Below are 26,133 nucleotides of genomic sequence, written 5' to 3' on the forward strand. Positions count from 1 at the left end.
AGAGCATTTTCCCTCCCGGACAGTTATACTGAACACAACCTGTGCCGCGCTGGCGGCACAATCGCTTTAATACCGGAAAGATCCCACGACATGCTGAGTTATCGCCACAGTTTTCACGCCGGCAACCACGCCGACGTTCTCAAACATACCGTTCAGAGCCTGATTATCGACTCGCTTAACGAGAAAGATAAGCCTTACCTTTACCTTGATACCCATGCTGGCGCAGGTCGCTATCAGCTGAGCGGTGAGCATGCCGAACGCACCGGGGAATATCTGGAAGGGATCGCGCGCATCTGGCAGCAGGACGACTTGCCGGAAGAGCTGAAAAGCTACATTGCCTGCGTTAAGCAGCTGAACCCTAACGGCAAACTGCGCTACTACCCAGGTTCACCGCTGATTGCCCGTCATTTGCTGCGTCCTTACGACAAGCTGAATATGACCGAGCTGCACCCAAGCGACTATCCGCTGCTGCGTAATGAGTTTTCCAAAGACGATCGCGCACGCACCGAGAAAGCAGACGGCTATCTGCAACTGAAATCCAAATTGCCGCCGCTGTCCCGTCGCGGCCTGGTGCTGATCGATCCGCCTTATGAAATCAAAAGCGATTATCAGGCGGTGGTAAAAGGCATTCAGGAAGGCTACAAGCGTTTTGGTACCGGCGTGTTTGCGCTGTGGTATCCGGTTGTGATGCGTCAGCAAATCAAACGCATGTTTTCCGAGCTGGAAGCGACCGGTATTCGTCGCATTCTGCAAATTGAGCTGGCGGTTCGCCCGGACAGCGATCAGCGCGGTATGACCGCTTCCGGCATGGTGGTGATTAACCCACCGTGGAAACTGGAGCAGCAGATGAATAACGTGCTGCCATGGTTGCACAAGCATCTGGTTCCCGCCGGTACTGGCCACACTAAAGTTAGCTGGATTGTGCCGGAATAACCGACGCCTCACACACCGGGCAGCCAGCCTTGCTGCCCGGTTGTTTTCCCCGCCGGCTAAACCTCAAACACTGAGAAATCATGCGCCATTTCGGTTGCAGGAAAAATCGCCCGACATTCCGCCAGTAGCCATTCGGTGTCTTCACGCAGATATCGTGAACTCAGATGCGTCACAATCAGCTTTTTCGCACCCGCTTCTTTTGCGGCTTTTGCCGCCTGAACCGTCGAAGAGTGTCCGCGGCTGTTGGCTTTTTCTTCCATCTCTACCGCAAGCGTCGCCTCATGCACCATCACATCAACGTTAGCTGCCAGCTCGCGTGAAGCGGGTGTTGGGCTGGTATCGCCAAAGATCGCCAGCGTCAGTCCTTTGATTGCCGGGCCAAGGTATTTTCTGCCGTCGACGATCTGCCCGTCTTCCATGGTGACCGTTTTACCCAGTTTAAGCTGCTGGAAAAGCTTGCCCGGCTTGATACCGTCGGCCAGTAACCGCCCGGCATCCAGCGCGCCGGGTTTGTCGTGTTCTTCAATACGGTAGCCGTAGCATTCGACCGGATGCGTCAGGGGATAAGCCGTTACGCGAAAATGCTCGTCGTTAAGCACCTCTCCGGCGGTGATTTCCACAATCTCCAGCGGAAACGTCAGCCATGAACCGCTTAAACCCAGGGTGGCTTCAACAAAGGCTTTAATGCCTTTTGGGCCATACAGCGTGATGCCGTCGGTAATGCCATTCATTGAGCGGCTGGTCAGTAAACCCGGCAGCCCAAAAATATGATCGCCATGCAAATGGGTGATGAAGATTTTTTCCAGCTTGCTGACTTTCAGTGGACAGCGCAGCATCTGGTGCTGGGTGCCTTCTCCGCAATCAAACAGCCAGAAGCCGTTATGTACGCCTTGCAGGTTCAGCGCAATACTGGTGACGTTACGCAAACGGCTCGGCGTACCGCCGCCGGTACCTAAAAATAGCAGTTCCATTGAGTCTCTCTTTGCGGTTAATGGTCAAAATCTGTAAGTCAATCGGTTAAAAAAGATGCGTAACGGCCCTTTTCACGCAGGCCGCCCTATCACAATCATAGATGCAAACTTTGCGGCAATCAGCCGAGTAACGCTACACTATGGCCAGTTTACTTGACTTGCTTATGGGACACTTCGATGACCAAACATTATGACTACCTGGCTATTGGCGGCGGCAGCGGCGGCATCGCTTCGATTAACCGTGCCGCGATGTACGGACAAAAATGCGCGCTGATTGAAGCGAAAGAGCTGGGCGGCACCTGCGTGAACGTCGGTTGTGTACCGAAAAAAGTGATGTGGCACGCTGCACAAATCGCAGAAGCGATTCATCAGTACGGCCCGGATTACGGTTTTAACACCACGGTGAACAGCTTTGACTGGTCCGCGCTGGTAAAAAACCGCAGCGCCTATATCGACCGTATCCACAGCTCTTACGATAACGTGCTGGGCAAAAACAAAGTCGACGTGATTAAAGGCTATGCCCGCTTTGTTGATGCGCACACTGTTGAAGTGAACGGCGAAAAAATTACGGCGGATCATATTCTGATCGCCACCGGCGGCCGTCCGACCCATCCATCGATCCCTGGTGCGGAATATGGCATTGATTCTGACGGTTTCTTCGATCTGGATGCGCTGCCAAAGCGCACCGCTGTGGTCGGTGCAGGTTATATCGCTGTAGAAATCGCAGGCGTGGTGAATGCGCTGGGTTCAGAAACCCACCTGTTTGTGCGTAAGCATGCGCCGCTGCGTACCTTCGATCCGCTGATCGTCGATACGCTGGTTGAGGTGATGAACGCTGAAGGCCCAACGCTGCATACCGAATCCATTCCAAAAGCGGTTATCAAAAACGCCGACGGCAGCCTGACGCTCCAGCTGGAAAACGGCAAAGAGCAGACGGTAGATTGCCTGGTCTGGGCGATTGGTCGCGAACCGGCAACCGATAATCTGAACCTGAACGTGACCGGCGTTGAGCTGAACGAGAAAGGCTATATCAACGTCGATAAGTATCAGAACACTAACGTGAAAGGGATTTATGCCGTTGGCGATAATACCGGTGCCGTTGAACTGACGCCGGTTGCGGTTGCTGCGGGTCGTCGCCTGTCCGAGCGCCTGTTTAACAACAAGCCGGAAGAGCATCTGGACTACAGCAATGTGCCAACCGTGGTATTCAGCCATCCGCCAATCGGTACCGTTGGCCTGAGCGAACCGCAGGCGCGTGAGCAGTATGGCGATGACGAAGTGAAAGTTTACAAGTCATCCTTTACCGCGATGTATACCGCCGTGACTCAACATCGTCAGCCTTGCCGTATGAAGCTGGTCTGTGTGGGCAAAGATGAGAAAATCGTCGGTATCCACGGCATCGGTTATGGCATGGACGAAATGCTCCAGGGCTTCGCGGTGGCGTTGAAAATGGGCGCAACCAAGAAAGACTTCGACAATACCGTCGCCATTCACCCAACTGGCGCGGAAGAGTTTGTCACGATGCGTTAATCCTGAGAGCCCTTTCCTGGCTTTCTGATTCATCAAAAACTGGCTGTTACAGGCCAGTTTTTTTGTATCTGTCATACCTTTAAAGCAAATTTTTGTTCTGATTTACCGTGCTGAACCTGAGGCGTCGCCGGTTCAGCTTTTCCTGAGAAAAGCCGCCATCAAAAAGCGATTAACTTCATTCAGAACTTTATCTGGAGTGGTAAAGCACGGGCGAAACGGGACGTCGCCTGGGGCGTGGAGTAAAAGTAGCCCGTAGCAGGCAATAAGTTAAGTTTTAACCTGCACAAGCCATGACGGCATAAAGCCAGCGTCGTAAGTTGGGCATCCAACAAATCGGCGTGCGCTATGCAGTCATGGCTTTTAACTTCCGTATACAGCGACTACAAATTACCCTGCAATGCTTTCAGGTAGCAGAAATTAATAAAACGCGGTTCAGCATCAGAATGAATATAGCGTAGCCGGCCATTATCAGATTTTAATAACAGTTGAAATGACATCGCCGGAAAACCATTAAAGACCATACTCAGCGCCATCACCGCGCCCTCTTTCTCCAGTTTTCTTTCAGAAACGATCACCTGACTCATTCGCCAGCGCTGAGCGAGATCCGATTTAATATGGTTAATCTGATCCGCAGGGTTTTTCGCCTCCAGCGTCTGATTGTAGCGTCCATAAATTGTGCGATAGGCACGCTGTTTAATCGAACTGGCATCAGGCGATTGCAGTTGTTTGTCCAGGCCAATCTCACAACGCAGCTGATAATTATTGGCAAAATAGATCGGTTTACCCACCTGGCTAATTAAGCTGGTAATAATGAAATCAACCGCCAGCGTTTTTGAGGTCGCCAGGTTAGTTTCCTGACCCTTTTGACTCTGCCAGATATCTGGCCCTACACGCGTTAATACCATCAACGCGGGATCCTGAGTACTGAGGCGGGCCACGATCGGCGGCACACTAATATAGCCATTAGGCAGGGGAACCGGCACGCTTAACGCTTGCGGCGTCGGATCCGGTGCGCTGCCGTTTAACGGTACCCGCCATATTTTAATTAACGGTGGATTTTCAGCGGGATGACCACCTTCTACCCGCTTAAGATCCTCTGCCGACCAGGCAAGGCCGACCAGTGCCGTCCCCTCTTTTTTCCCCAGTCGTATTAGCGATAAAGGTTCATCTGTCTCCCTGGCACTCAGCGAAAACCGCTGAATAGCATTAGCAGGATTATTACCCAACGGCTGACGCGCGACGGCTACCCGGATTGAGTAATCTTTCCCACTATTATCCCTGATGAATTGTTTACCGCCGGGAGACACCTGCACGCCACGGGCAAAGGTCCAGGCGTGGGTGACTTTATTAGAAAAATCCCGTTCGAGCAGCATATCATGCGGCAGAAAACGGTACTGATTATGCACCGCGGTTAGCGGGCCATTAAGCGCATAATCCGGCATAGCGTCTTCGCTCCCGGCGTTGTTTTTCAGGAAGGACTTTTGCTCGATTTCTACTGAAGTTTTATTGCTACTCAGTACGCCACGATGCGTTAGCGCAAGCAAAAATGGCTTGTTTTCAATAATAGAAAACTTGTTCACTGAGGCATCAGCATCCCGTTCACAGACATAGCGGCCGGTCGCCATGCACGGCGTCAGCGCCAGCGTATATCTCGTTTTACCTGCGCTATTTTGTGAGGTTATCTCGAAAGGAATAAGGTGAACGCTGGTTTCACTGAATGAATTACGGGCCAGTGAAATCAGTGGCGGCAACGGGAGCCTGCCGTTGCTTTCTGCTGCGCCGGTTACTACAGGAGGCGTGGCGACAAGCGCATTGGGAAAGGGCACAGCACTGGCGCTGGCTGTTCCCGGCTTCGCTGACAGCACCCTCATCTTCACCGTGTTGCGCCAAAAATAGAACGAGCGGATCCCCAAATCGTTGCCGGGATCGGTAACGATCCCTTCTGGTACCGCGCGCCCTACAACATAGTTGTCGGCCATTGACGGTTGAGGATCGTATTCAAAAAAAGTTGAGCTTCTGCGGCTGTGAAAAGAACCCGCCCCGCCCAACGTCACACCCAACAACACTTCTTTGGCTTCATGCTCACAAGCGGTATACATCGAAAGAGGATTAAGTGGCTTATCACTGCTTTGGCCGTGGATCTGCCGACACAAACGATAAGCTGAGCGTTGCAGCTGCGTGTCGCAATCGGCCTGACTATAGCCGTAAGTTGCATAGCCGTGTCGGTAGCAAAGGTCGTGCATCACACAAGCCTGGCGAAAGCGCAGGGAAATATTCGAACCGTCTTTTTCGCGCTTGAACGCAATTTTTTCCATCATTGTTGGAATGGAGCAGTTCAATCCTGTTCCCTGACCGCCAATAATGGCTTCGGTGGCTGCGGAAGAAGGATAAGTGGTGAATGTAGAAGGGGCTTCCGTTTCTTCCGGCTGCGCCAGCACCGGATAGACCTTTTCAGCGGCCATACCGGTAAACAGGCGCCCCGCAATCACCGCAAGCATCAGTAAAATAACCAGCAAGCCGATTGAAATAATTATCCAGCGGTAAGCGTGAATAAAATTTTTTATTTTTTGCATCACAGACGCTCCCGTTAAATGGTTGCTTTTATTTTTTTATCCATAAGAAGCGATGGCCCCTTTTACAAGGTATTAAAGGGAGTATAGGAAGAGTTATATCTGTGCAGGGTGAGTAAAGAAGGGAAAAGATAAATTCAAAATAAAAAATGAATAGAGCCGCTGCGTACGCGATTAATCACCCGTCAAGCGGGCGTGAGGCTGTTGACACAGTGCTGGCATGAGGAACATGAGCCTTCCATAAAGAGACAAAAAGCGGCGTTCATACGCGAGCGTTCTGTGCCGTCCATCGCTCAGGACGCTTTGTTTCAGGCTCATGTTCCTTATGCTTTGAGTTTGTCAGCCGTTTAAAGCCAGCCTGAGCTGGCTTTCATCTTTAGTAATCAAAACGATAAGGTCATACCCGCATAATAAGCGCGGCCCGCTTCGTTATAGGTAGAAGCCCCTTCGTTTTCACGGTAGATGCGCTTGTCGAACAGGTTGCTGATGCCCGCTTTCACCTGTACGTTTTTCACCACAGCATAATTCGCACCGATGCCAACGATAGAGTAAGCACTCACCGCTTTGTTTGAAAGGCTACCCACCTCATTACGGATTTCTGCATACTGACGCGGTTTCTGTCTGCCGTAGAATGTCCAGTTAAGATTTGTGGAGAGCTTTTCCGTGACCTGATAATCCAGCATCGTATTGATGGTATATTCAGGAATAATGGATAGCGGATTGCCGGTGTCTTTATTTTCTGACGTAATCATATAGGTCGCATTAGTACGCCAGTCCAGCGTATCTTTAACGATCGGGATGGTCAGATTACCTTCCAGCCCTTCCACCAGCGCTTTGCCGCCATTTTCCCAACGCAGGATATTGTAGCCATTAGAGGCGTAGCCAAGAATGTCGGTACCGGAAACGATTTTATTTTTATAATCGTTGCGGAAATAGGTGATACCGGCAGCATAACCTTTATGATTAAATTCCAGCCCGATCTCTTTGTTAATGCTGATTTCCGGATCGAGGTCGCCGTTACCCATCAAATAACAGCTATTTTTTTCAATGGTATTTGGGCAACCGTTGCCACGCGTGGCCAGCAGATAGCCTTGACTCGACTGGTAAAGGTTCGGTGCTTTAAAGACGCGCGCGATACCGGCTTTCAGCTTGAAATAATCTCCCAACGCCTGAGAGGCATTGAGGCTTGGGCTGAAATTGCCGCCAAACTTGCTATGATAATCAAAGCGTAAACCGGGGATCAGGTTGGTGCCGGCGACAGGCTCAATGTTATCTTCAACATAGATCGCGCTCAGCTCTGCGCTGTTTTTGGAACTGCGGTGGTCTGAAATACCGATGCCCGTAACATTGCTGGTACTGGTAGTCTGCATTGACGCCGGATCGTTCAACGCTTCGCGATTCCATTCCGCGCCCAGCGTCAGCGTCTGATCCAGCCATTTTTCTACCGGGATAGTCACTTCGCCGCTGGTGCGGTAATTTTTCAGGCGGCTGGTGTCATAAGCTTCGCTGTTAATCATTCCTTCCACACGACCCGTCGTTCCTTCATGCAGACGGGTATTGTTGGTTTTCTCATAGTAAAAACCGACTTTCGACTGGCCCCAGTCCCAGATGCCGTTATGGGTAATGCCGTAGGTCTGGCGATACATGCGGTTGGTTTCATGGCCATAAAGTGAAGAGACCAGGCCGTTGGGGCTGATATTGCCGTTGCTGTGTTGCGTATCACCCGCGTAGATATTGCCCTGTCGGCTGTAGCCGAGATCCAAATCGACAATCTGCGTCGGCGTCATCTTCCATGAGAACTGCGCGTTGATGTCTTTATTGCGTACCCCTTCCCGGCCTGCTGCGTAACTGCCGTTTTGCGCCGTATTAATATCCAGGGCATCGGCATCGGTTTTATTGTAATTGCCGTACAGGCGCATGGTTAACGCCTCGCCTGCCAGCGGGCCGCTCAGGCTAAAATTGGTGCGTTTGGTCGCACCCTCCTGGTCATTTTCCGGCTGGTTAGTGAACAGAGAAAGCGAGCCGTGCCAGTCGTTCGTTGGGCGTTTGGTAATGATATTAATCACACCGCCCGCCGCGCCAGAGCCATAACGCGCTGCCGCCGGGCCGCGCAGAATATCAATACGTTCGACCATCTCTGCTGGCACCCAGTTAGTATCACCGCGCGTATCGCGTTCGCCCCGCCAGCTGTAGCGCACAGAATTACGTGAAGTGGTTGGCACGCCATCAATTAAAATCAACGTGTTTTCTGGCCCCATCCCACGGATGTCGATTTGGCGATTATTACCCCGGCTCCCGGTGGCGCTGTTGCCGGTGAGATTGACGCCAGGCATTTTGCGGATGATATCGGAAAGGTCATTAACAGGCGGATTTTTAGCGATGTCTTCAGCGGTGATAACCGACACGCCAGGCTGCTGCTTTAGCTGTTCTTCGGCAGTACGAGTGACCAGCATTTGTGCTTCGTCATCCTGTTCTGTTTCAGCCGCCAAGGCCGGACTACTCAGAAAGCAGGCGATAACTATCGCCAGAGGTTTGAATTTGAAACCAGTTATGTCAACCATTAATCATTTCCCTGATTATGTATCATTGTGTTAGTGAATGCGCATGATAACGATAATTATTCCTTTTTGCATATGGAAGGGCAAACTTCACATTTCATCCTTTTTTCGGGAAAAGATTGATCAAACCCCTCAGTCCTGATTCACCAACAAAACCGTAGCCTGGCCTTTTATGCGCCCATTTCCTGTTGGTTAAAATTAAAAAGGCCGCGCTTTGCAGCACGGCCTTTAACCTGAGCGGTAATAGCTAAAGGATACCGATTAGAAGGCGAAGCAGGAGCAGCCCAGCGCACCCCAAAATGCATTGTCGTCGGAAACGGGAACGGTCGAATGCCGCGCTACGTTATGCGAATGCTGATGCACACCACACGGCCCGCTGCACTGATGCACTTGTTGCGTCACCCCGACTCGCTCAGGCGGTGCACTGCGGTAATGCCCCGGCACGTTAACCACCGGAGACCACTCCGGTAACACAGGTATCGGCGGCGGAGAAAGCGGACTGAACCCACCCGCTGCGTAAACAATTTCGCCATCGACTACGGTTAATACCGATTCAATTCCTTTAATCTCTTCTTCCGTTACGCTGAAGTAATCTTTTGAAAGAATGACCAGATCCGCCAGCTGCCCGGCTTTGATTTGCCCTTTTTTACCCTGTTCGCTGGAGAACCACGCGCTGCCCTGCGTCCACAGCATCAGCGCCGTTTCACGATCCAGCCTGGCGTGCTCGTCATACATCGCCATGCCGCCGACCGTCCGTCCGGAGACCAGCCAGTAAAGCGCGGTCCACGGGTTATAGCTCGCTACGCGGGTTGCGTCGGTGCCCAGGCCTACCGGCAGCTCAGCGTTAAGCATTTTTCTCACCGGGGGCGTCTGCTTCACGGCATCAGCACCATAACGATCGGCAAAGTATTCGCCCTGAAAAGCCATCCGGTGCTGCACGGCAATACCGCCGCCAAGCCGCTTCACCCGTTCAATATTGGCTTCGGTGATGGTCTCAGCGTGATCGAAGAACCAGTGCAAACCGTTGAAAGGAATGTCGCGGTTGACCTTCTCGAAGACGTCGAGCATGCGGCCGATCGATTCGTTGTAAGTGGCATGCAGGCGGAACGGCCAGCGATGCTCAACCAAATGGCGTACCACGCGTTCCAGTTCGTCTTCCATTCCCGGTGCCAGATCCGGACGCGGCTCCAGAAAATCTTCAAAGTCCGCCGCTGAAAACACCAGCATTTCACCCGCGCCGTTATGACGATAGAAATCGGTGCCCTGGCCAGGTTTAAGCATATCGGTCCATTTTTCAAAATCTTCCACTTCCTGGCCGGGGCGCTGGGTGAAGAGGTTATAAGCGATACGCACCGTGAGCTGCTTTTTAGCGTGCAGTTCGGCGATCACCTCATAATCGTCCGGGTAGTTCTGAAAACCGCCGCCCGCATCAATAGCGCTGGTCAGACCGAGCCGGTTCAGCTCGCGCATAAACTGACGCGTTGAATTTACCTGCTGCTCAAGCGGAAGCTTTGGCCCTTTTGCTAACGTGGCATACAGCAGCATGGCATTTGGTCGCGCAATCAGCATGCCGGTTGGATTGCCGTTGCTGTCGCGCTGGATTTCGCCACCTGGCGGATTTGGCGTATCACGCGTATAACCCACCACTCTTAATGCTGCCCGGTTTAGCAGTGCACGATCGTAGAGATGCAGAATGAATACGGGCGTATCCGGCGCGGCCTCATTGATTTCATCCAGCGTCGGCATGCGTTTTTCTGCGAACTGAAATTCAGTCCAGCCGCCAACCACGCGTACCCATTGCGGATTAGGCGTACGCAGCGCCTGCTCTTTCAGCATTCTTAATGCATCGGCCAGCGAAGGCACGCCTTCCCAGCGCAGTTCAAGATTGTAATTCAGGCCACCCCGGATCAGATGCAGGTGAGAATCGTTGAGGCCGGGAATTCCTGTCGAGCCTTGTAGATCGACGACCTGAGTCGCCTCGCCGGCGTAGTGCATCACCTCGGCTTCGCTGCCAACAGCCAGGAATTTACCGTCTTTTATTGCCACCGCCGTTGCCAGCGGTTTATCACCATCAACCGTATGAAAATTGCCATTCGTCAGAATCAATGAGGCTGTATTCATTTTTCTTCTCCGGGTGGGGTCTGAGGGCTAAGCCAGTTTTTTAGCAAACGCGTGATCGCAGGCATCCATAGCCAGACCACCAGCGCAACGACGCTGACATCATTTAAAAAATGTCCTGGCAGCGTACCTTTCAGATTGGGAAACAGCTCGCTCCAGAACCAGGGAACCAGATTGGTGGAAGGAAAAATAACCGCCAGCGTAACCAGAAACTGTTTCCAGCGCGCCGGAGAACGTTGACCGGGCGCGGGGGGCGTAAACCAGAATGCCGCACCAGGCCGCATTTCGATATGTTCTTTCCCGCTAAGTAACGTGGCTAATTCTGCTACGCGTGCTTTACGCTGATCTGACTGTAACCAGTGATAAAGATTATCGACATTATCAAATCTGATTAGCACGGTATAAGTCAGCTCGCCATGTACCGGGCGCAGCACGTTCACGCCAAGATGTCCGCTAAACAGCGCCGCTTCCGGCATGATCACCGCCAGCCAGCGTTCGTAGTCAGCCTGCTTTCCCGCCTGCACGCTGTGGGTTATCACTAAAGTGATATGTTCGGGTTGATGAGGCCAGTCCACATTATTCTCCTTCCGGTTTCCCCGGTCTTCACCGGGGGGAGCGATCAAGCTTTGCGGGCTGGCGCTTTGTGCACCATGGTGTAGGCATAATCTACGCCCATGCCGTATGCACCGCTGTGTTCACGAACCAGATCCATTACCGCGTCGTAGGTTTCCTTACGGGCCCAGTCGCGCTGGTACTCCAGCAGCACCTGCTGCCAGGTTACCGGTACTGCACCTGCCTGCACGATGCGGTCGATTGAACGCTCATGGGCATCCACGCTGGTGCCGCCTGACGTATCGGTCACCGCATAGACTTCGTAACCCGCTTTCAGCGCCATCAGCGCCGGGAAAGTCAGACACACTTCTGTCCACAGCGCAGAGATAATTAGCTTTTTACGGCCGGTCGCCTCCACCGCTTTAACAAATGCCGCATCTTCCCAGGAGTTCATTGAAGTACGCTCAATCGGCTGCACGTCAGGGTGTACCGCCAGCAGTTCCGGCCAGATATAGCCGCTAAAACTTTCCGTTTCCACCGAGGTATAAATCACCGGCACGTCAAAAATCTTGCCCGCTTTGGCTAATGCCACGGTGTTATTTTTAAGCTGCTGGCGATCGATGTTGGCAACGCCAAAGGACATCTGAGGCTGGTGGTCAATGAAAATCAGAGCAGAATTCTGTGGGTCGAGCAGGTCGAGTTTAGACATGATGATTTCCTCTTTACGTTAATTAATTGTTGCGTTGTGTGGTGAAACAATACGAAATAAGAACCGTTCTTGATAACGGAAAGATTTTGGGTTGTTGTTCAACAATTTTTGGGTTGGGGAAAACAATGCGATTAAACCTTGAAGCGCTGCTGATCCTGGATGCGCTGGAGCGTCACGGCACCTTTGCTGCGGCTGCGGCCAGACTTTTTAAAACAGCTTCGGCACTCAGCTACACGGTGCAGAAGATGGAAAGCGACCTGAATATCAAGCTGCTCGACCGGTCAGGGCATCGGGCAACCTTTACCCCGACAGGCCGTCTGATGCTGGAAAAAGGCCGGGTATTATTACGGGCGGTGGGCGAACTGGAGCAGCAGGCGCAATATGTCGAAAGTGGCTGGGAGAGTAAGCTGACTATCAGCGTGGACGCGGCGGTGCCTTTTGCGCTGCTAACGCCGCTCATTGACCGCTTCTACCAGCAGCATCAGCATACGCAACTGCTGTTTCGTCAGGATGTGCTGGCAGGATGCTGGGAAGCGTTGAGTTATGGTGATGCTGATATTGTATTTGGCGCTATACAGGAACCGGTAACACGCAGCGGGATCGGCTGGGTTCCCATCGGCTGGCTGGAATATGTCTTTGCTATCGCGCCGCATCATCCGCTGGCTTCGCTTCCTCAACCCTTATTGCGCGAACAGGTTCGGCAGTATCGTGCAATAGTGGTTCACGACTCTTCCCACCGCGGCGTCGGCGCTGATTTACGCGTGCTGGATGAGCAAAAAACGTTAAGCGTGCATGATTTTAATGCGAAATTGCAGGCGCATCTTGCCGGGCTGGGCTGCGGCTTTTTACCGCGTTATCTGGCGGCGCCCTGGCTGGAAACCGGTGAGCTGGTTGAACGCAGGCTGGATAGCGATGCCCGACGCGATCAGGCTTTTCTGGCATGGAATGAAAACGCGACGGGCAATGCAGCAAAATGGTGGCGAGATAACCTGCAATCTTTTGAAGGTCTGAAATCCCTCTATAACACGGCATAAAGTGTCTGGCGGCGCGCTTTTCTGACAGCGCCAGTGGTGCTGGCGAAAGGAACACGGGCCTGCCGGCCCAACCTGCGCTTTTAGTTTGTTATTTCTCCGACGGCTTTCTTAAGGCAGGTATTTTTATCGTACTGACAGAGAGTGATTCATCAGGATTTACCCGGCTGGCGCTTCACGCGCCGGTGAATGTTGAGCTGCTGGAAGTGACAATAAGAGAAGGAAAGGTTTACGGATAGCGGAAAGAATTTGGCGGGTCGTTCAGAAATTTTTGTTTTGTCAGTGGGATAGCTTACAGAGAATCTTTCAACAACTTGTTAAGAATTCTGATTTATCATTCTGCAGAAAGGAGCGCTATGTTTATTGTACCGAAAACAACCACGACCCAAGGAAATAAACATGAGCACATTCAACACACAAGATGGCACGCAAATTTATTTTAAAGATTGGGGTAAAGGAAAACCGGTATTGTTCAGTCACGGCTGGCCGTTAGACGCCGATATGTGGGACAGTCAACTAAATTTTCTCGCTGAGCGCGGCTACCGCGTGATTGCTTTTGACCGACGTGGCTTTGGCCGCTCGGATCAGCCCTGGGAAGGCTATAACTACGATACCTTCGCTTCAGATATCAACGATCTGATCCAGCATCTGGATTTGCATGACGTGACGCTGGTGGGCTTTTCAATGGGCGGCGGCGATGTGGCCCGTTACATCGGCCGTTATGGCAGCGATCGTGTCCGCGCGCTGGCTTTATTAGGTGCGGTAACGCCTTTCTTCATTAAAACCGATGACCATCCGGAAGGCGTGGAGAAATCAGTCTTTGATGGGATCAAAGAGGGATTACTGAAAGATCGTGCCCAGTTTATTAGCGATTTCGCTACGCCATTCTATGGCCTGAATAAAGGAATGACCGTTTCCGATGGGGTGCTGGCCCAGACGCTGAATATTGCCCTGCTGGCTTCGCTGAAAGGGACGCTGGACTGCGTTACTGCTTTCTCAGAGACGGATTTCCGTCCTGACATCGCTAAAGTCACAGTGCCAACGCTGGTTATTCATGGAGATGCCGACCAGGTGGTGCCTTTCGAAGCCACAGGTAAGCTGGCAGCGGCTTCTATTAAAGGTTCACAGCTCAAAGTCTATGAAGGTGCACCGCATGGCTTTGCCGTAACGCATCAGCAACAGCTGAATGAAGACCTGCTGACTTTTCTTGAATCACTCTGAGAGCGTTGAGGGGCCTGGCCCCTCTTATTAAGCGTGCTGGGGACGCAGCGAAATTTCGCCGCCGACCCAGGATTTACGAACGCCATCCTGTTCCAGAATCAATCCACCTTGCTGATCGATACCGCGTGCAATACCCAAAATTTCGCGGTCGCCAATCAGCAGTTTTACCGGCCGATTAATAAAATTATCCAGCTCGCTCCAGCGATCGATAAAAGGTGCCAGCCCTTCGCGTTCAAACAGCTGCAAAGATTCACGCATCTTGTTTACCAGGCTTGCGGCAAGCTTGTTGCGATCGATAGTCACTCCCGCTTCCTGCAAATTAATCCATCCCTGATTAACCACGGTAGTGTCGGGCGAATTCATTGCCAGATTGATCCCGGTTCCAATTACAATCTGTGCGGCATCGCCGGTTTTACCTGTTAATTCAACCAGGATACCGGCAAGTTTGCGATCTTTCAGATAAAGGTCATTTGGCCATTTAACCCTGACATCGCTTGCGCCAAGCGCCTGTAAAACTTCTGCTGTGACGATGCCAATTACCAGACTCAGCCCCATTGCAGCAAGCGGCCCCTGCTCCAGACGCCAGTACATGGAAAGATAAAGGTTAGATCCAAAAGGTGAAAACCACTGCCTGCCGCGACGCCCTCTTCCCGCCTGCTGATATTCCGCGACGCAGGCATCGCCAGACTGGAGTTCGTTCATTCTTTCCAGTAAATACTGGTTCGTCGAGTCGATCACTGGGATCACCGCGAGCCGGCCATGATCCAGATGAGAAGCAATGGTTTGCTCATTGAGCAGCTGGATGGGTAACGGCAGACTGTAGCCTTTGCCGGTAACGGTAAAAACGTCAATACCCCAGTCCTTCAGAGTTTGAATATGCTTATTGATGGCGGCACGGCTCATTCCTAACTGCTCGCCAAGCTGCTCACCAGAATGAAATTCACCATCAGCAAGGATGCCGATCAGGGTTAGCGGAACGGTATTGTCTTTCATGCGATAACTCCGACAGCCTCTTTTTCGCCCTGTGCACCGATAAAACGCACCTCGGGTTCAAGCCACACGTTAAATTTATTCCCTACACGCTGACGCACTTCATGCGCCAGCGCCACAATATCACTGCCGTTTGCACGATCTTTATTGATCAAAACCAGGGCCTGCTGGCGATGTACCGCCGCGCCACCTATGCTGTGTCCTTTGAGATCGCAGCGATCGATTAGCCATCCGGCCGCCAGTTTGACCCGGCCATCGGCTTGCGGATATACGGGGGCGGCAGGATATTCAGCAAGAATAGATTGAGCCTGTTCAGCAGATACAACCGGGTTCTTGAAAAAACTACCGGCATTACCGACGTCTGCGGGGTTGGGTAATTTACTGCTGCGCATGTGGCAAACCGCATCGTAAATCTGGCGTGGCGTGACGTTTTCAGGTGATAACTTAATCAAATCGCCATAAGTGACCACCGGATGCCATTGCTTTCTAAGCTGTAAGCCGACGGCAACAATCGCGTATCCAGTCTGATATTGATGTTTGAAGATGCTATCCCGATAGCCAAACCGGCATTCCTCTGCTGAAAGCCGCTGTGTGTCTCCTGAAGACAGATGCAGGATGTCGACATACTCGCAAACGTTCTTCAGTTCAACGCCATAAGCACCAATGTTCTGAATCGGTGCCGAACCCACACATCCCGGGATCATCGCCAGGTTTTCTAATCCTGGAAAATGATGTTCCAGAGTGTACTGGACCAACTGATGCCAGTTTTCGCCAGCCCCTACATGCAGATGCCATGCATTTTCGCTTTCCTGAGCGCTAATGCCTTTGAGACGATTGACGATAACCGTTCCCTGAAAGTCTTCTAAAAACAGGATATTACTACCTTCACCTAAGAGTAAAACAGGCTGTTGCTGTTGCTGACTTTTCTGCCAGGCAGCCCTTAATTCCTCCGCCGTTTCTGCGATGACAATACAGTGAGCAGTGGCATCAAGATTGAAGGTGTTGAAGGGTTTCAGGGAATGGATCGGGCTGGACATGAGGCGACCTTTACAATTTTAACTGCCCGTAGTTTACCCGATTCAGGGCTGTATCGCTGAATGATTTATTACCGGGTTTAATCAGCTGGCTGTCCCGCAGTAGTGAAAAACCGTGTTGAAACAGACGGCCAGCCCGATCGGCTGGTGCCGCTGAACGTACTGGTAGTACGAGCCGCAGCCGACCATAAGACTACTTATTTGCGGGAAGCGGGCATTTTTTCTGCCTTAACCTTTTCTGGCCCCAAACGCAAAAAACCCTGACCGTGAGGTCAGGGTTATCGCAATTTGATGCCTGGCAGTTCCCTACTCTCGCATGGGGAGACCCCACACTACCATCGGCGCTACGGCGTTTCACTTCTGAGTTCGGCATGGGGTCAGGTGGGACCACCGCGCTAAAGCCGCCAGGCAAATTCTGTTATTCACGCCGCCATAAAGGCCGCGCAAATTTATCCGGTTAACAAGCTGAAAATCTTTGCGTCTCTCAACGCTACCAGAACGCTTCTGGCGTTGTAAGGTTAAGCCTCACGGGTCATTAGTACCGGTTAGCTCAACGCATCGCTGCGCTTACACACCCGGCCTATCAACGTCGTAGTCTTCAACGTCCCTTCAGGTGGCTTAAAGCCACAGGGAGAACTCATCTCGAGGCAAGTTTCGCGCTTAGATGCTTTCAGCGCTTATCTTTTCCGCACTTAGCTACCGGGCAGTGCCATTGGCATGACAACCCGAACACCAGTGGTGCGTTCACTCCGGTCCTCTCGTACTAGGAGCAACCCCTCTCAATTCTCCAGCGCCCACGGCAGATAGGGACCGAACTGTCTCACGACGTTCTAAACCCAGCTCGCGTACCACTTTAAACGGCGAACAGCCGTACCCTTGGGACCTACTTCAGCCCCAGGATGTGATGAGCCGACATCGAGGTGCCAAACACCGCCGTCGATATGAACTCTTGGGCGGTATCAGCCTGTTATCCCCGGAGTACCTTTTATCCGTTGAGCGATGGCCCTTCCATTCAGAACCACCGGATCACTATGACCTGCTTTCGCACCTGCTCGAGCCGTCACTCTCGCAGTCAAGCCAGCTTATGCCATTGCACTAACCTCACGATGTCCGACCGTGATTAGCTGACCTTCGTGCTCCTCCGTTACTCTTTGGGAGGAGACCGCCCCAGTCAAACTACCCACCAGACACTGTCCCCACGCCGGATTACGGCGCCAGGTTAGAACATCAAACGTTAAAGGGTGGTATTTCAAGGTTGGCTCCACGCAGACTGGCGTCCACGCTTCAAAGCCTCCCACCTATCCTACACATCAAGGCTCAATGTTCAGTGTCAAGCTGTAGTAAAGGTTCACGGGGTCTTTCCGTCTTGCCGCGGGTACACTGCATCTTCACAGCGAGTTCAATTTCACTGAGTCTCGGGTGGAGACAGCCTGGCCATCATTACGCCATTCGTGCAGGTCGGAACTTACCCGACAAGGAATTTCGCTACCTTAGGACCGTTATAGTTACGGCCGCCGTTTACCGGGGCTTCGATCAAGAGCTTCTCCTTACGGATAACCCCATCAATTAACCTTCCGGCACCGGGCAGGCGTCACACCGTATACGTCCACTTTCGTGTTTGCACAGTGCTGTGTTTTTAATAAACAGTTGCAGCCAGCTGGTATCTTCGACTGGCTTCAGCTCCGGGAGCAAGTCCCTTCACCTACGCGCCAGCGTGCCTTCTCCCGAAGTTACGGCACCATTTTGCCTAGTTCCTTCACCCGAGTTCTCTCAAGCGCCTTGGTATTCTCTACCTGACCACCTGTGTCGGTTTGGGGTACGATTCTGTGTTACCTGATGCTTAGAGGCTTTTCCTGGAAGCAGGGCATTTGTTACTTCAGCACCGTAGTGCCTCGTCATCACGCCTCAGCCTTAAAGAGTTCCGGATTTGCCTGGAACTCAAGCCTACACGCTTAAACCGGGACAACCGTCGCCCGGCCAACATAGCCTTCTCCGTCCCCCCTTCGCAGTAACACCGAGTACAGGAATATTAACCTGTTTCCCATCGACTACGCCTTTCGGCCTCGCCTTAGGGGTCGACTCACCCTGCCCCGATTAACGTTGGACAGGAACCCTTGGTCTTCCGGCGAGCGGGCTTTTCACCCGCTTTATCGTTACTTATGTCAGCATTCGCACTTCTGATACCTCCAGCAGACCTCACAGTCCACCTTCAACGGCTTACAGAACGCTCCCCTACCCAACAACACATAGTGTCGCTGCCGCAGCTTCGGTGCATGGTTTAGCCCCGTTACATCTTCCGCGCAGGCCGACTCGACCAGTGAGCTATTACGCTTTCTTTAAATGATGGCTGCTTCTAAGCCAACATCCTGGCTGTCTGTGCCTTCCCACATCGTTTCCCACTTAACCATGACTTTGGGACCTTAGCTGGCGGTCTGGGTTGTTTCCCTCTTCACGACGGACGTTAGCACCCGCCGTGTGTCTCCCGTGATAACATTCTTCGGTATTCGCAGTTTGCATCGGGTTGGTAAGCCGGGATGGCCCCCTAGCCGAAACAGTGCTCTACCCCCGAAGATGAGTTCACGAGGCGCTACCTAAATAGCTTTCGGGGAGAACCAGCTATCTCCCGGTTTGATTGGCCTTTCACCCCCAGCCACAAGTCATCCGCTAATTTTTCAACATTAGTCGGTTCGGTCCTCCAGTTAGTGTTACCCAACCTTCAACCTGCCCATGGCTAGATCACCGGGTTTCGGGTCTATACCCTGCAACTTAACGCCCAGTTAAGACTCGGTTTCCCTGCGGCTCCCCTATACGGTTAACCTTGCTACAGAATATAAGTCGCTGACCCATTATACAAAAGGTACGCAGTCACCCTGATAAATCAAGGCTCCCACTGCTTGTACGTACACGGTTTCAGGTTCTGTTTCACTCCCCTCGCCGGGGTTCTTTTCGCCTTTCCCTCACGGTACTGGTTCACTATCGGTCAGTCAGGAGTATTTAGCCTTGGAGGATGGTCCCCCCATATTCAGACAGGATATCACGTGTCCCGCCCTACTCATCGAACTCACAGCAAGTGCATTTTTGTGTACGGGAGTATCACCCTGTACCCTGCGACTTTCCAGACGCTTCCACTAATGCACAAACTGATTCAGGTTCTGGGCTGTTCCCCGTTCGCTCGCCGCTACTGGGGGAATCTCGGTTGATTTCTTTTCCTCTGGGTACTTAGATGTTTCAGTTCCCCAGGTTCGCCTCGCAACACTATGTATTCATGTTGCGATGATGCACCGTAGTGCACCGGGTTTCCCCATTCGGGTATCGTCGGTTGTTGCGGTTCATATCACCTTACCGACGCTTATCGCAGATTAGCACGCCCTTCATCGCCTCTGACTGCCAGGGCATCCACCGTGTACGCTTAGTCACTTAACCTCACAACCCACAAGCGTCCCGAAAGACACTGCTGTTGTAAGCATTTGAGAGACTCGAACACATCGTTTTGTTTATCCTTATTACGGAGGATAAACACGACGTGTCGTTTCAATTTTCAGCTTGTTCCGGATTGTTAAAGAGCAAATATCTCAAACGTAGCTCGTAAGCCAGTTTTGAGATACTTTGTGGAGACACCTTTCACCTGTCACCAAGCAAGTGGCGTCCCCTAGGGGATTCGAACCCCTGTTGCCGCCGTGAAAGGGCGGAGTCCTAACCGCTAGACGAAGGGGACACGGATAGTGTCACGACTTCGCAGCCGTCTTGCTCTAACGTTTCTATCAGACAATCTGTGTGAGCACTGCGCGGGAAGGTATCTTCAGGTAAGGAGGTGATCCAACCGCAGGTTCCCCTACGGTTACCTTGTTACGACTTCACCCCAGTCATGAATCACAAAGTGGTAAGCGCCCTCCCGAAGGTTAAGCTACCTACTTCTTTTGCAACCCACTCCCATGGTGTGACGGGCGGTGTGTACAAGGCCCGGGAACGTATTCACCGTGGCATTCTGATCCACGATTACTAGCGATTCCGACTTCACGGAGTCGAGTTGCAGACTCCGATCCGGACTACGACGCACTTTATGAGGTCCGCTTGCTCTCGCGAGGTCGCTTCTCTTTGTATGCGCCATTGTAGCACGTGTGTAGCCCTACTCGTAAGGGCCATGATGACTTGACGTCATCCCCACCTTCCTCCGGTTTATCACCGGCAGTCTCCTTTGAGTTCCCACCATTACGTGCTGGCAACAAAGGATAAGGGTTGCGCTCGTTGCGGGACTTAACCCAACATTTCACAACACGAGCTGACGACAGCCATGCAGCACCTGTCTCAGAGTTCCCGAAGGCACCAATCCATCTCTGGAAAGTTCTCTGGATGTCAAGAGTAGGTAAGGTTCTTCGCGTTGCATCGAATTAAACCACATGCTCCACCGCTTGTGCGGGCCCCCGTCAATTCATTTGAGTTTTAACCTTGCGGCCGTACTCCCCAGGCGGTCGACTTAACGCGTTAGCTCCGGAAGCCACTCCTCAAGGGAACAACCTCCAAGTCGACATCGTTTACGGCGTGGACTACCAGGGTATCTAATCCTGTTTGCTCCCCACGCTTTCGCACCTGAGCGTCAGTCTTTGTCCAGGGGGCCGCCTTCGCCACCGGTATTCCTCCAGATCTCTACGCATTTCACCGCTACACCTGGAATTCTACCCCCCTCTACAAGACTCTAGCCTGCCAGTTTCAAATGCAGTTCCCAGGTTAAGCCCGGGGATTTCACATCTGACTTGACAGACCGCCTGCGTGCGCTTTACGCCCAGTAATTCCGATTAACGCTTGCACCCTCCGTATTACCGCGGCTGCTGGCACGGAGTTAGCCGGTGCTTCTTCTGCGGGTAACGTCAATTGCTGAGGTTATTAACCTCAACACCTTCCTCCCCGCTGAAAGTACTTTACAACCCGAAGGCCTTCTTCATACACGCGGCATGGCTGCATCAGGCTTGCGCCCATTGTGCAATATTCCCCACTGCTGCCTCCCGTAGGAGTCTGGACCGTGTCTCAGTTCCAGTGTGGCTGGTCATCCTCTCAGACCAGCTAGGGATCGTCGCCTAGGTGAGCCATTACCCCACCTACTAGCTAATCCCATCTGGGTTCATCTGACAGCGAGAGGCCCGAAGGTCCCCCTCTTTGCTCTTGCGAGGTTATGCGGTATTAGCTACCGTTTCCAGTAGTTATCCCCCTCTGTCAGGCAGATCCCCAGACATTACTCACCCGTCCGCCACTCGTCACCCAAGAGCAAGCTCTCTGTGCTACCGTTCGACTTGCATGTGTTAGGCCTGCCGCCAGCGTTCAATCTGAGCCATGATCAAACTCTTCAATTAAAAGTTCGATTTGCTGCAACAAGTGCAGCGATGCTCAAGTGTAAAACGTCATAATGAATTTTCATTATGTGTTCACTCTTAAGACTTGATATTTTTTTGACACCCGAAGGTGTCTGATATCAATCCTGCGAGTGCCCACACAGATTGTCTGATAAATTGTTAAAGAGCGTTGCGAACAGTGCCTTAGCTTCCTGTCGCGAGGTGGCGTATATTACGCTTTCCTCCTTCAGAGTCAACTTCTTTTTGAGAAGTTTTTCTCCGGCGATTCAGCTTCCTGAACCTCCTGAACCGGCGGGCTGTAAGCCGTTGTGCCGTCTCAGTGGTTGCGCATTATAGGGAGTTCTCGCCGGCTGACAAGCGTTTATTACAAATAAATGACTGACAGCCTCTTTTTTCAACAAAGCGGCTCTTTTGCCTACACTTTGCCTGATAATGCAGCAAATTCATGGGTAAAACGACCCACCTGTTCCCAATCCGTATACTCAACTTCTTTACTGGCATCGGTCTCGCCGCCGGTCATACGCATAATAAGCTGAATCATAATGCGATCGAAGAAGCCGTAACGTGGATAACGCAGCGCTCCGGCAAAGACAGCGCAGCATTCTGGCTGCCATGGCGAAGCCAGCAGGAACTTACGTGTATAGGCATTGGTCTGCGGCGTGCGTTTTTCTGGTTTTCGGGCAGTAAGGTTAACCGAGAAGAATCCCGAAGGTCGCTTACTGAGTTCATTAAGATGCTGTTTTACAAATTTCTCCACCTTTGGATGGAAGTGACCATAGCGAATTGAGGCGCCTATCAACACGCGATCGTACTTAGTCCAGTCAACAGCATCAGCATGCAGGATGTTCATTACATCGCACTCCTGCTGCTCTTTCAGCTTGTTCGCTATATAAGAGGCGATTTCGCGAGTTTGCCCATCGCGGCTGGAATAAAGGATTAACGCTTTCATATAACATTCAACCTAAGTTATTCGCGCCAGAAAGTTGGCGTAAACAGGACTAACAGCGTAAAGACCTCAAGGCGACCAAACAACATGGTCAGGATCAAAATCCATTTCGCCGTATCATTCATAGTAGTGAAGTTGTCCGCTACTACGCCCAGCCCTGGGCCCAAATTATTTAATGTCGCCGCCACTGCGGCAAAGGCAGAAAAGTCATCCACGCCCGTTGCAATGATTGCCAGCATGCTTAGCAGGAATACCAACGCATAAGCGGAGAAGAATCCCCATACGGCTTCGAGGATACGTTCCGGTAACGCTCGCTGCCCCAGCTTTATGGTATAGACGGCATTAGGATGCACCAGACGCTTCAATTCGCGCGAGCCCTGTTTGAACAGCAGCAAGATACGGATTACCTTCAGTCCGCCACCGGTCGATCCTGCACAACCCCCAATAAAAGCCGAACAAAGGAGCAGTACCGGCAGGAAGAGTGGCCAACGCGCAATGCTGTCCGTGGTAAAACCTGCGGTGGTCGCCATTGATACTACCTGGAAGAACGCCTGGTTAAGCGTCTGCATCCCACTTTGATAAACGTTGTGAAACCAAAGTACCAGCGTACAGATGACGACCAGCGTAAGCTGTACGCCGATAAACATCCTGAATTCCGGATCGCGCCAGTAAACGCGTAAATTACGGCCGCTTAGCAGCGTGAAATGCAGACCATAGTTACAACCGGAGATCAGCAGGAAGACAGCAATAATAGTATTGATTGTCGAGCTATGGAAAAAGCCGATGCTGGCATCGTGCGTAGAGAATCCGCCAATAGCGATAGTAGAAAAGCTATGACCAATGGCATCGAACAGTGGCATACCCGCCAGCCAGAGCGATATGGCGCATATGACCGTCAGCAGCACGTAGATGAGCCATAAGGTTTTCGCCGTTTCGGCGATACGTGGCCGCATCTTATTGTCTTTTAATGGACCCGGCATTTCCGCACGATAAAGCTGCATACCCCCAACGCCCAAAATCGGCAGGATAGCCACCGCCAGCACGATGATCCCCATCCCGCCCAACCATTGCAGCATTTGCCGGTAGAAAAGAATGGCTTTTGGTAAAGAGTCCAGCCCCACCAGCGTCGTGGCGCCCGTGGTCGTCAGGCCGGAGAAAGATTCAAAAAACGCGTCTGTCACCGAAAGATTGGGATGTTCAGCAAAGATAAACGGCATGGCCCCTACGCTGCCCAGAACGGTCCAGAACAGTACGACAATCAGAAAGCCTTCCCGGGGTTTCAGCTCGCTTTTTTGTTTGCGGTTAGGCCACCACAGCAATGAGCCAATCAGCAGCGCCATAAAGAAGGTCTGGGTAAAGGCACGCCCGGCGCCGTCACGGTAGATCAACGCCACCAGCCCCGGAACGATCATCGTTCCCGAGAACAAAATGACCAGTAAACCCACAATGCGGGTAATGGCACGAAAATGCATGCAGCCGTTCCTTTCCTGACAGTATGTATGTTTGACGGGGATCCTGATGCGTTCTCCCCGACGGGATAAATGTTGCCTGCGGCGAGTCACGCCTGGATTAACGCTGTTTAATCAGTAGCTACCTGACTGAGGTCAGATGCAGCGTCCCTCTGCTGAAATCCGTAAGATTTTGCGTAAAGCCAGCAACCTGGGCATGCGGTAAGGCCAGCGTCAGCGAAACGCACTGTAAGAACTCGCTGTTCAACATAACTCCCTGAAAACGCGCAACCATTCTTTCTATTTCAGCCAGCTGCGCATAGTCCACGGAGAGCGTAAACGTCAGCATTGGCACCTTCTGCTGGCGAGGCAAGCCTTTCAATGCCTGCTGCACGCCGCCGCCATAGGCTTTAACCAGCCCACCGGTCCCCAGCTGAATGCCGCCATAATAGCGTACGACTACGGCTGTAATTTCGCCGATGTTGTTTCCCATTAGCTGAGCAAGCATCGGTTTCCCTGCGGTCCCGGAAGGTTCGCCGTCATCCGAAAATCCAAGCTGTTGCGAATCCGCAGGTGCGCCTGCCACCCAGGCCCAGCAATGATGCCGGGCAGAAGGATGCTCACTTTTGATCTGCTGAACGAAAGCGCGTGCCGCCTCAACGCCATCAGTATGCGCTAACAGCGTAATAAAGCGGCTTTTTTTAATTTCCTCGCTGAAGCTGAAAAGCCCGGCGGGGATGTCGTAAGCGTCCATTAGTCCAGCTTCAGATCCCGGGTCATATTTTCCACGCCCTGCTCACGGATGATCACGTTGTCTTCAATACGAATCCCGCCATAAGGCTTCAACGCATCAATTCGTGCCCAGTCGAAATGCGGGCTGAACTTCCCTTCGCGCCATGGTGCAAGCAGGGATTCAATAAAGTAGATGCCCGGCTCGATAGTCACCACCATACGAGGTTCCAGGATCCGCGTGCAGCGCAGGTAAGGATATTGCTGTGGCGCAGCCAGATGTGTACCGCTGTCGTCCTGCATAAAGCCAGCGACATCATGTACCTGTAATCCCAGAGGATGGCCCACGCCATGCGGCATAAACGGCCCGGTCAGATTCTCCGCGACCATGGCCTCTTCACTGAGACCTTTCACCAGCTGATGTTTTAACAGCAGCTTCGCAATACGCTGATGCATTTGCTGATGATATTCGGTGTAACGTACGCCCGCCTTCAGCGTAGCTATCAGCGCCAGCTCCTCGTCATTCATATCGCGAATGAGCTGAGCATACTCACTGTCGCCATGCGCCGCATACGTTCGCGTTAAGTCTGCCGCGTAACCGTTATATTCGGTACCCGCATCAATCAGGAAGCTGCGTGACTGTTCAGGAGGCAAATGGTCGAGTTTAGTGTAGTGCAGGACAGCAGCATGCTCGTTCAGGGCAATGATATTGCCGTAAGGCACATCAATATCGCGGTGTCCGGTCGCGCTGAGATACGCAACGTTGATATCAAATTCGCTCATGCCAGAAAGGAAGGCTTCTTTCGCCGCCCGATGACCGATCACCGCCGTTTTTTGCGCTTCACGCATGCAGTACAGTTCGTAATCCGTCTTATATGAGCGATGATAATGCAGGAAATCAATGGCCCCTTTCGGGTTGATCTGGTCAGCTTTGATGCCAAGCTGCAAGGCACGTTCAGGCGTGGGCCCGATATAAGCAACATTCTGCCGTTGAGCAGGAAGCAGGTGTCCAATCTCGGCGGCGTTTTTCAACGCCACAATCTCGATCTCATCCGTCCAGAAACTTTGCGGCAGCGGTTCTACGTTATGCCAGTAATCGACAGGTGAATAAAACCAGAGTTTAGGCTTGTTGACGCCATCCACCCACAGCCAGCAGTTCGGCACGCTGGTCACCGGCACCCAGGCTTTAAACTGCGGGTTAACCTTAAACGGATAGTCATGGTCGTCCAGGAAAACCGTCAAGAGTTCCCCGGAGTGGATCAGCATCGCATCCAGTTCAAAGCGTGCCAGTACCTGTTGTGTCCGCGCCTGTAATGTCTTGATATGGTCCTGATAAAGGGCGCCCAACGATTCCATAATTCTGCCTCCACGTTATCACCAAAGTGAGCGCATCTTATCACGGCCTGCGGTTTTGCGACGCCTGTGATCTTGCCTGCAAATAAGCAAAG

The 26,133-nt window shown here is 52.2% G+C and carries 16 protein-coding genes, 1 tRNA gene and 3 rRNA genes; 4 read left to right on the plus strand and 16 right to left on the minus strand.

From position 1 onward, the window contains the following. Nucleotides 1-90 precede the first annotated feature (90 nt). Entirely contained in the window at nt 91-933 is an 843-nt protein-coding gene (locus AAGQ96_RS20345) for a 23S rRNA (adenine(2030)-N(6))-methyltransferase RlmJ (RefSeq protein WP_147200217.1), read from the plus strand. A 56-nt stretch (nt 934-989) separates the two neighbouring features. Here AAGQ96_RS20345 and rnz read toward each other — a convergent pair whose 3' ends face one another. Beyond that, entirely contained in the window at nt 990-1,904 is a 915-nt protein-coding gene (gene rnz, locus AAGQ96_RS20350) for a ribonuclease Z (RefSeq protein ID WP_342754432.1), read from the minus strand. A gap of 177 nt (nt 1,905-2,081) precedes the next feature. On the opposite strand from rnz, the gene gorA reads away from it, so the two are divergent. Continuing rightward, nucleotides 2,082-3,434 (plus strand): glutathione-disulfide reductase, encoded by a 1,353-nt coding sequence (gene gorA, locus AAGQ96_RS20355; protein WP_342754433.1) that lies wholly within the window; start codon nt 2,082-2,084, stop codon nt 3,432-3,434. 380 nt (nt 3,435-3,814) lie between these two features. Here gorA and AAGQ96_RS20360 read toward each other — a convergent pair whose 3' ends face one another. The 5 genes from AAGQ96_RS20360 to AAGQ96_RS20380 all read right to left on the minus strand — a co-directional run bounded on the left by AAGQ96_RS20360 (nt 3,815) and on the right by AAGQ96_RS20380 (nt 11,941). Further along, entirely contained in the window at nt 3,815-6,007 is a 2,193-nt protein-coding gene (locus AAGQ96_RS20360) for a hypothetical protein (protein WP_342754434.1), read from the minus strand. A gap of 380 nt (nt 6,008-6,387) precedes the next feature. Beyond that, entirely contained in the window at nt 6,388-8,565 is a 2,178-nt protein-coding gene (locus AAGQ96_RS20365) for a TonB-dependent siderophore receptor (RefSeq protein ID WP_147200221.1), read from the minus strand. A 258-nt stretch (nt 8,566-8,823) separates the two neighbouring features. Continuing rightward, on the minus strand, nt 8,824-10,683 hold the full coding sequence (locus tag AAGQ96_RS20370) for an amidohydrolase (RefSeq protein WP_147200222.1): 1,860 nt from the start codon (nt 10,681-10,683) through the stop codon (nt 8,824-8,826). Beyond that, on the minus strand, nt 10,680-11,255 hold the full coding sequence (locus AAGQ96_RS20375) for an antibiotic biosynthesis monooxygenase (RefSeq protein ID WP_342754435.1): 576 nt from the start codon (nt 11,253-11,255) through the stop codon (nt 10,680-10,682). Before AAGQ96_RS20375 ends, AAGQ96_RS20370 begins: the two co-directional genes overlap by 4 nt. Nucleotides 11,256-11,299: 44 nt before the next feature. Then, complete coding sequence (locus AAGQ96_RS20380) at nt 11,300-11,941, minus strand: hydrolase (protein ID WP_147200224.1); 642 nt, start codon at nt 11,939-11,941, stop codon at nt 11,300-11,302. Between the two features lie 125 nt (nt 11,942-12,066). Here AAGQ96_RS20380 and AAGQ96_RS20385 point away from each other — a divergent pair, with 125 nt between their 5' ends. Both AAGQ96_RS20385 and AAGQ96_RS20390 read left to right on the plus strand, forming a co-directional pair. Further along, entirely contained in the window at nt 12,067-12,975 is a 909-nt protein-coding gene (locus tag AAGQ96_RS20385) for a LysR family transcriptional regulator (RefSeq protein WP_342754436.1), read from the plus strand. Nucleotides 12,976-13,371: 396 nt separating this feature from the next. Then, nucleotides 13,372-14,193 carry an alpha/beta hydrolase gene (locus tag AAGQ96_RS20390; RefSeq protein ID WP_147200226.1) on the plus strand — a complete coding sequence of 274 codons (822 nt, stop codon included), beginning with the start codon at nt 13,372-13,374 and terminating at the stop codon, nt 14,191-14,193. A 27-nt stretch (nt 14,194-14,220) separates the two neighbouring features. Here AAGQ96_RS20390 and birA read toward each other — a convergent pair whose 3' ends face one another. From birA to pepQ, 10 genes are all read right to left on the minus strand, one after another. Further along, nucleotides 14,221-15,186 carry a bifunctional biotin--[acetyl-CoA-carboxylase] ligase/biotin operon repressor BirA gene (birA, locus tag AAGQ96_RS20395; protein ID WP_342754437.1) on the minus strand — a complete coding sequence of 322 codons (966 nt, stop codon included), beginning with the start codon at nt 15,184-15,186 and terminating at the stop codon, nt 14,221-14,223. Beyond that, nucleotides 15,183-16,220: a UDP-N-acetylmuramate dehydrogenase gene (murB, locus tag AAGQ96_RS20400; protein WP_147200228.1), complete on the minus strand. Its 1,038-nt coding sequence runs from the start codon at nt 16,218-16,220 to the stop codon at nt 15,183-15,185. The genes birA and murB overlap by 4 nt, the downstream gene beginning before the upstream one ends. 290 nt (nt 16,221-16,510) lie before the next feature. Then, nucleotides 16,511-16,626, minus strand: a 5S ribosomal RNA gene (rrf, locus tag AAGQ96_RS20405). Nucleotides 16,627-16,731: 105 nt separating this feature from the next. Then, nucleotides 16,732-19,640, minus strand: a 23S ribosomal RNA gene (locus AAGQ96_RS20410). A 217-nt stretch (nt 19,641-19,857) separates the two neighbouring features. Further along, nucleotides 19,858-19,932, minus strand: a tRNA-Glu gene (locus AAGQ96_RS20415). Nucleotides 19,933-20,021: 89 nt separating this feature from the next. Next, nucleotides 20,022-21,562 (minus strand): 16S ribosomal RNA (locus AAGQ96_RS20420). Together the 16S, 23S and 5S rRNA genes with 1 tRNA gene alongside form the textbook arrangement of a ribosomal RNA operon. Nucleotides 21,563-21,977: 415 nt before the next feature. After that, a complete protein-coding gene (gene hemG, locus AAGQ96_RS20425; RefSeq protein WP_147200229.1) occupies nt 21,978-22,511 on the minus strand; it encodes a menaquinone-dependent protoporphyrinogen IX dehydrogenase in 534 nt (177 codons plus the stop codon). Between the two features lie 17 nt (nt 22,512-22,528). Further along, nucleotides 22,529-23,980 carry a Trk system potassium transporter TrkH gene (gene trkH, locus AAGQ96_RS20430; RefSeq protein WP_147200230.1) on the minus strand — a complete coding sequence of 484 codons (1,452 nt, stop codon included), beginning with the start codon at nt 23,978-23,980 and terminating at the stop codon, nt 22,529-22,531. A gap of 118 nt (nt 23,981-24,098) precedes the next feature. Then, nucleotides 24,099-24,710: an IMPACT family protein gene (locus AAGQ96_RS20435; protein ID WP_342754438.1), complete on the minus strand. Its 612-nt coding sequence runs from the start codon at nt 24,708-24,710 to the stop codon at nt 24,099-24,101. Further along, nucleotides 24,710-26,041, minus strand: coding sequence for a Xaa-Pro dipeptidase (gene pepQ, locus AAGQ96_RS20440; protein WP_147200232.1), 1,332 nt, complete (start codon nt 26,039-26,041; stop codon nt 24,710-24,712). Before pepQ ends, AAGQ96_RS20435 begins: the two co-directional genes overlap by 1 nt. Nucleotides 26,042-26,133: the final 92 nt, after the last annotated feature.

This window comes from Pantoea sp. MBD-2R, assembly GCF_039134845.1.
Classification (GTDB): Bacteria; Pseudomonadota; Gammaproteobacteria; order Enterobacterales; family Enterobacteriaceae; genus Erwinia.

Excerpts from the sequence above, each read along its gene's own strand:
- birA (WP_342754437.1), bottom strand. The coding sequence starts at position 15,186 with ATGAAAGACAATACCGTTCCGCTAACCCTGATCGGCATCCTTGCTGAT.
- AAGQ96_RS20360 (WP_342754434.1), bottom strand. The coding sequence starts at position 6,007 with ATGCAAAAAATAAAAAATTTTATTCACGCTTACCGCTGGATAATTATT.
- AAGQ96_RS20435 (WP_342754438.1), bottom strand. The coding sequence starts at position 24,710 with ATGGACGCTTACGACATCCCCGCCGGGCTTTTCAGCTTCAGCGAGGAA.
- gorA (WP_342754433.1), top strand. The coding sequence starts at position 2,082 with ATGACCAAACATTATGACTACCTGGCTATTGGCGGCGGCAGCGGCGGC.
- hemG (WP_147200229.1), bottom strand. The coding sequence starts at position 22,511 with ATGAAAGCGTTAATCCTTTATTCCAGCCGCGATGGGCAAACTCGCGAA.
- pepQ (WP_147200232.1), bottom strand. The coding sequence starts at position 26,041 with ATGGAATCGTTGGGCGCCCTTTATCAGGACCATATCAAGACATTACAG.
- AAGQ96_RS20365 (WP_147200221.1), bottom strand. The coding sequence starts at position 8,565 with ATGGTTGACATAACTGGTTTCAAATTCAAACCTCTGGCGATAGTTATC.
- AAGQ96_RS20380 (WP_147200224.1), bottom strand. The coding sequence starts at position 11,941 with ATGTCTAAACTCGACCTGCTCGACCCACAGAATTCTGCTCTGATTTTC.
- murB (WP_147200228.1), bottom strand. The coding sequence starts at position 16,220 with ATGTCCAGCCCGATCCATTCCCTGAAACCCTTCAACACCTTCAATCTT.
- AAGQ96_RS20345 (WP_147200217.1), top strand. The coding sequence starts at position 91 with ATGCTGAGTTATCGCCACAGTTTTCACGCCGGCAACCACGCCGACGTT.
- rnz (WP_342754432.1), bottom strand. The coding sequence starts at position 1,904 with ATGGAACTGCTATTTTTAGGTACCGGCGGCGGTACGCCGAGCCGTTTG.
- trkH (WP_147200230.1), bottom strand. The coding sequence starts at position 23,980 with ATGCATTTTCGTGCCATTACCCGCATTGTGGGTTTACTGGTCATTTTG.
- AAGQ96_RS20390 (WP_147200226.1), top strand. The coding sequence starts at position 13,372 with ATGAGCACATTCAACACACAAGATGGCACGCAAATTTATTTTAAAGAT.
- AAGQ96_RS20385 (WP_342754436.1), top strand. The coding sequence starts at position 12,067 with ATGCGATTAAACCTTGAAGCGCTGCTGATCCTGGATGCGCTGGAGCGT.
- AAGQ96_RS20370 (WP_147200222.1), bottom strand. The coding sequence starts at position 10,683 with ATGAATACAGCCTCATTGATTCTGACGAATGGCAATTTTCATACGGTT.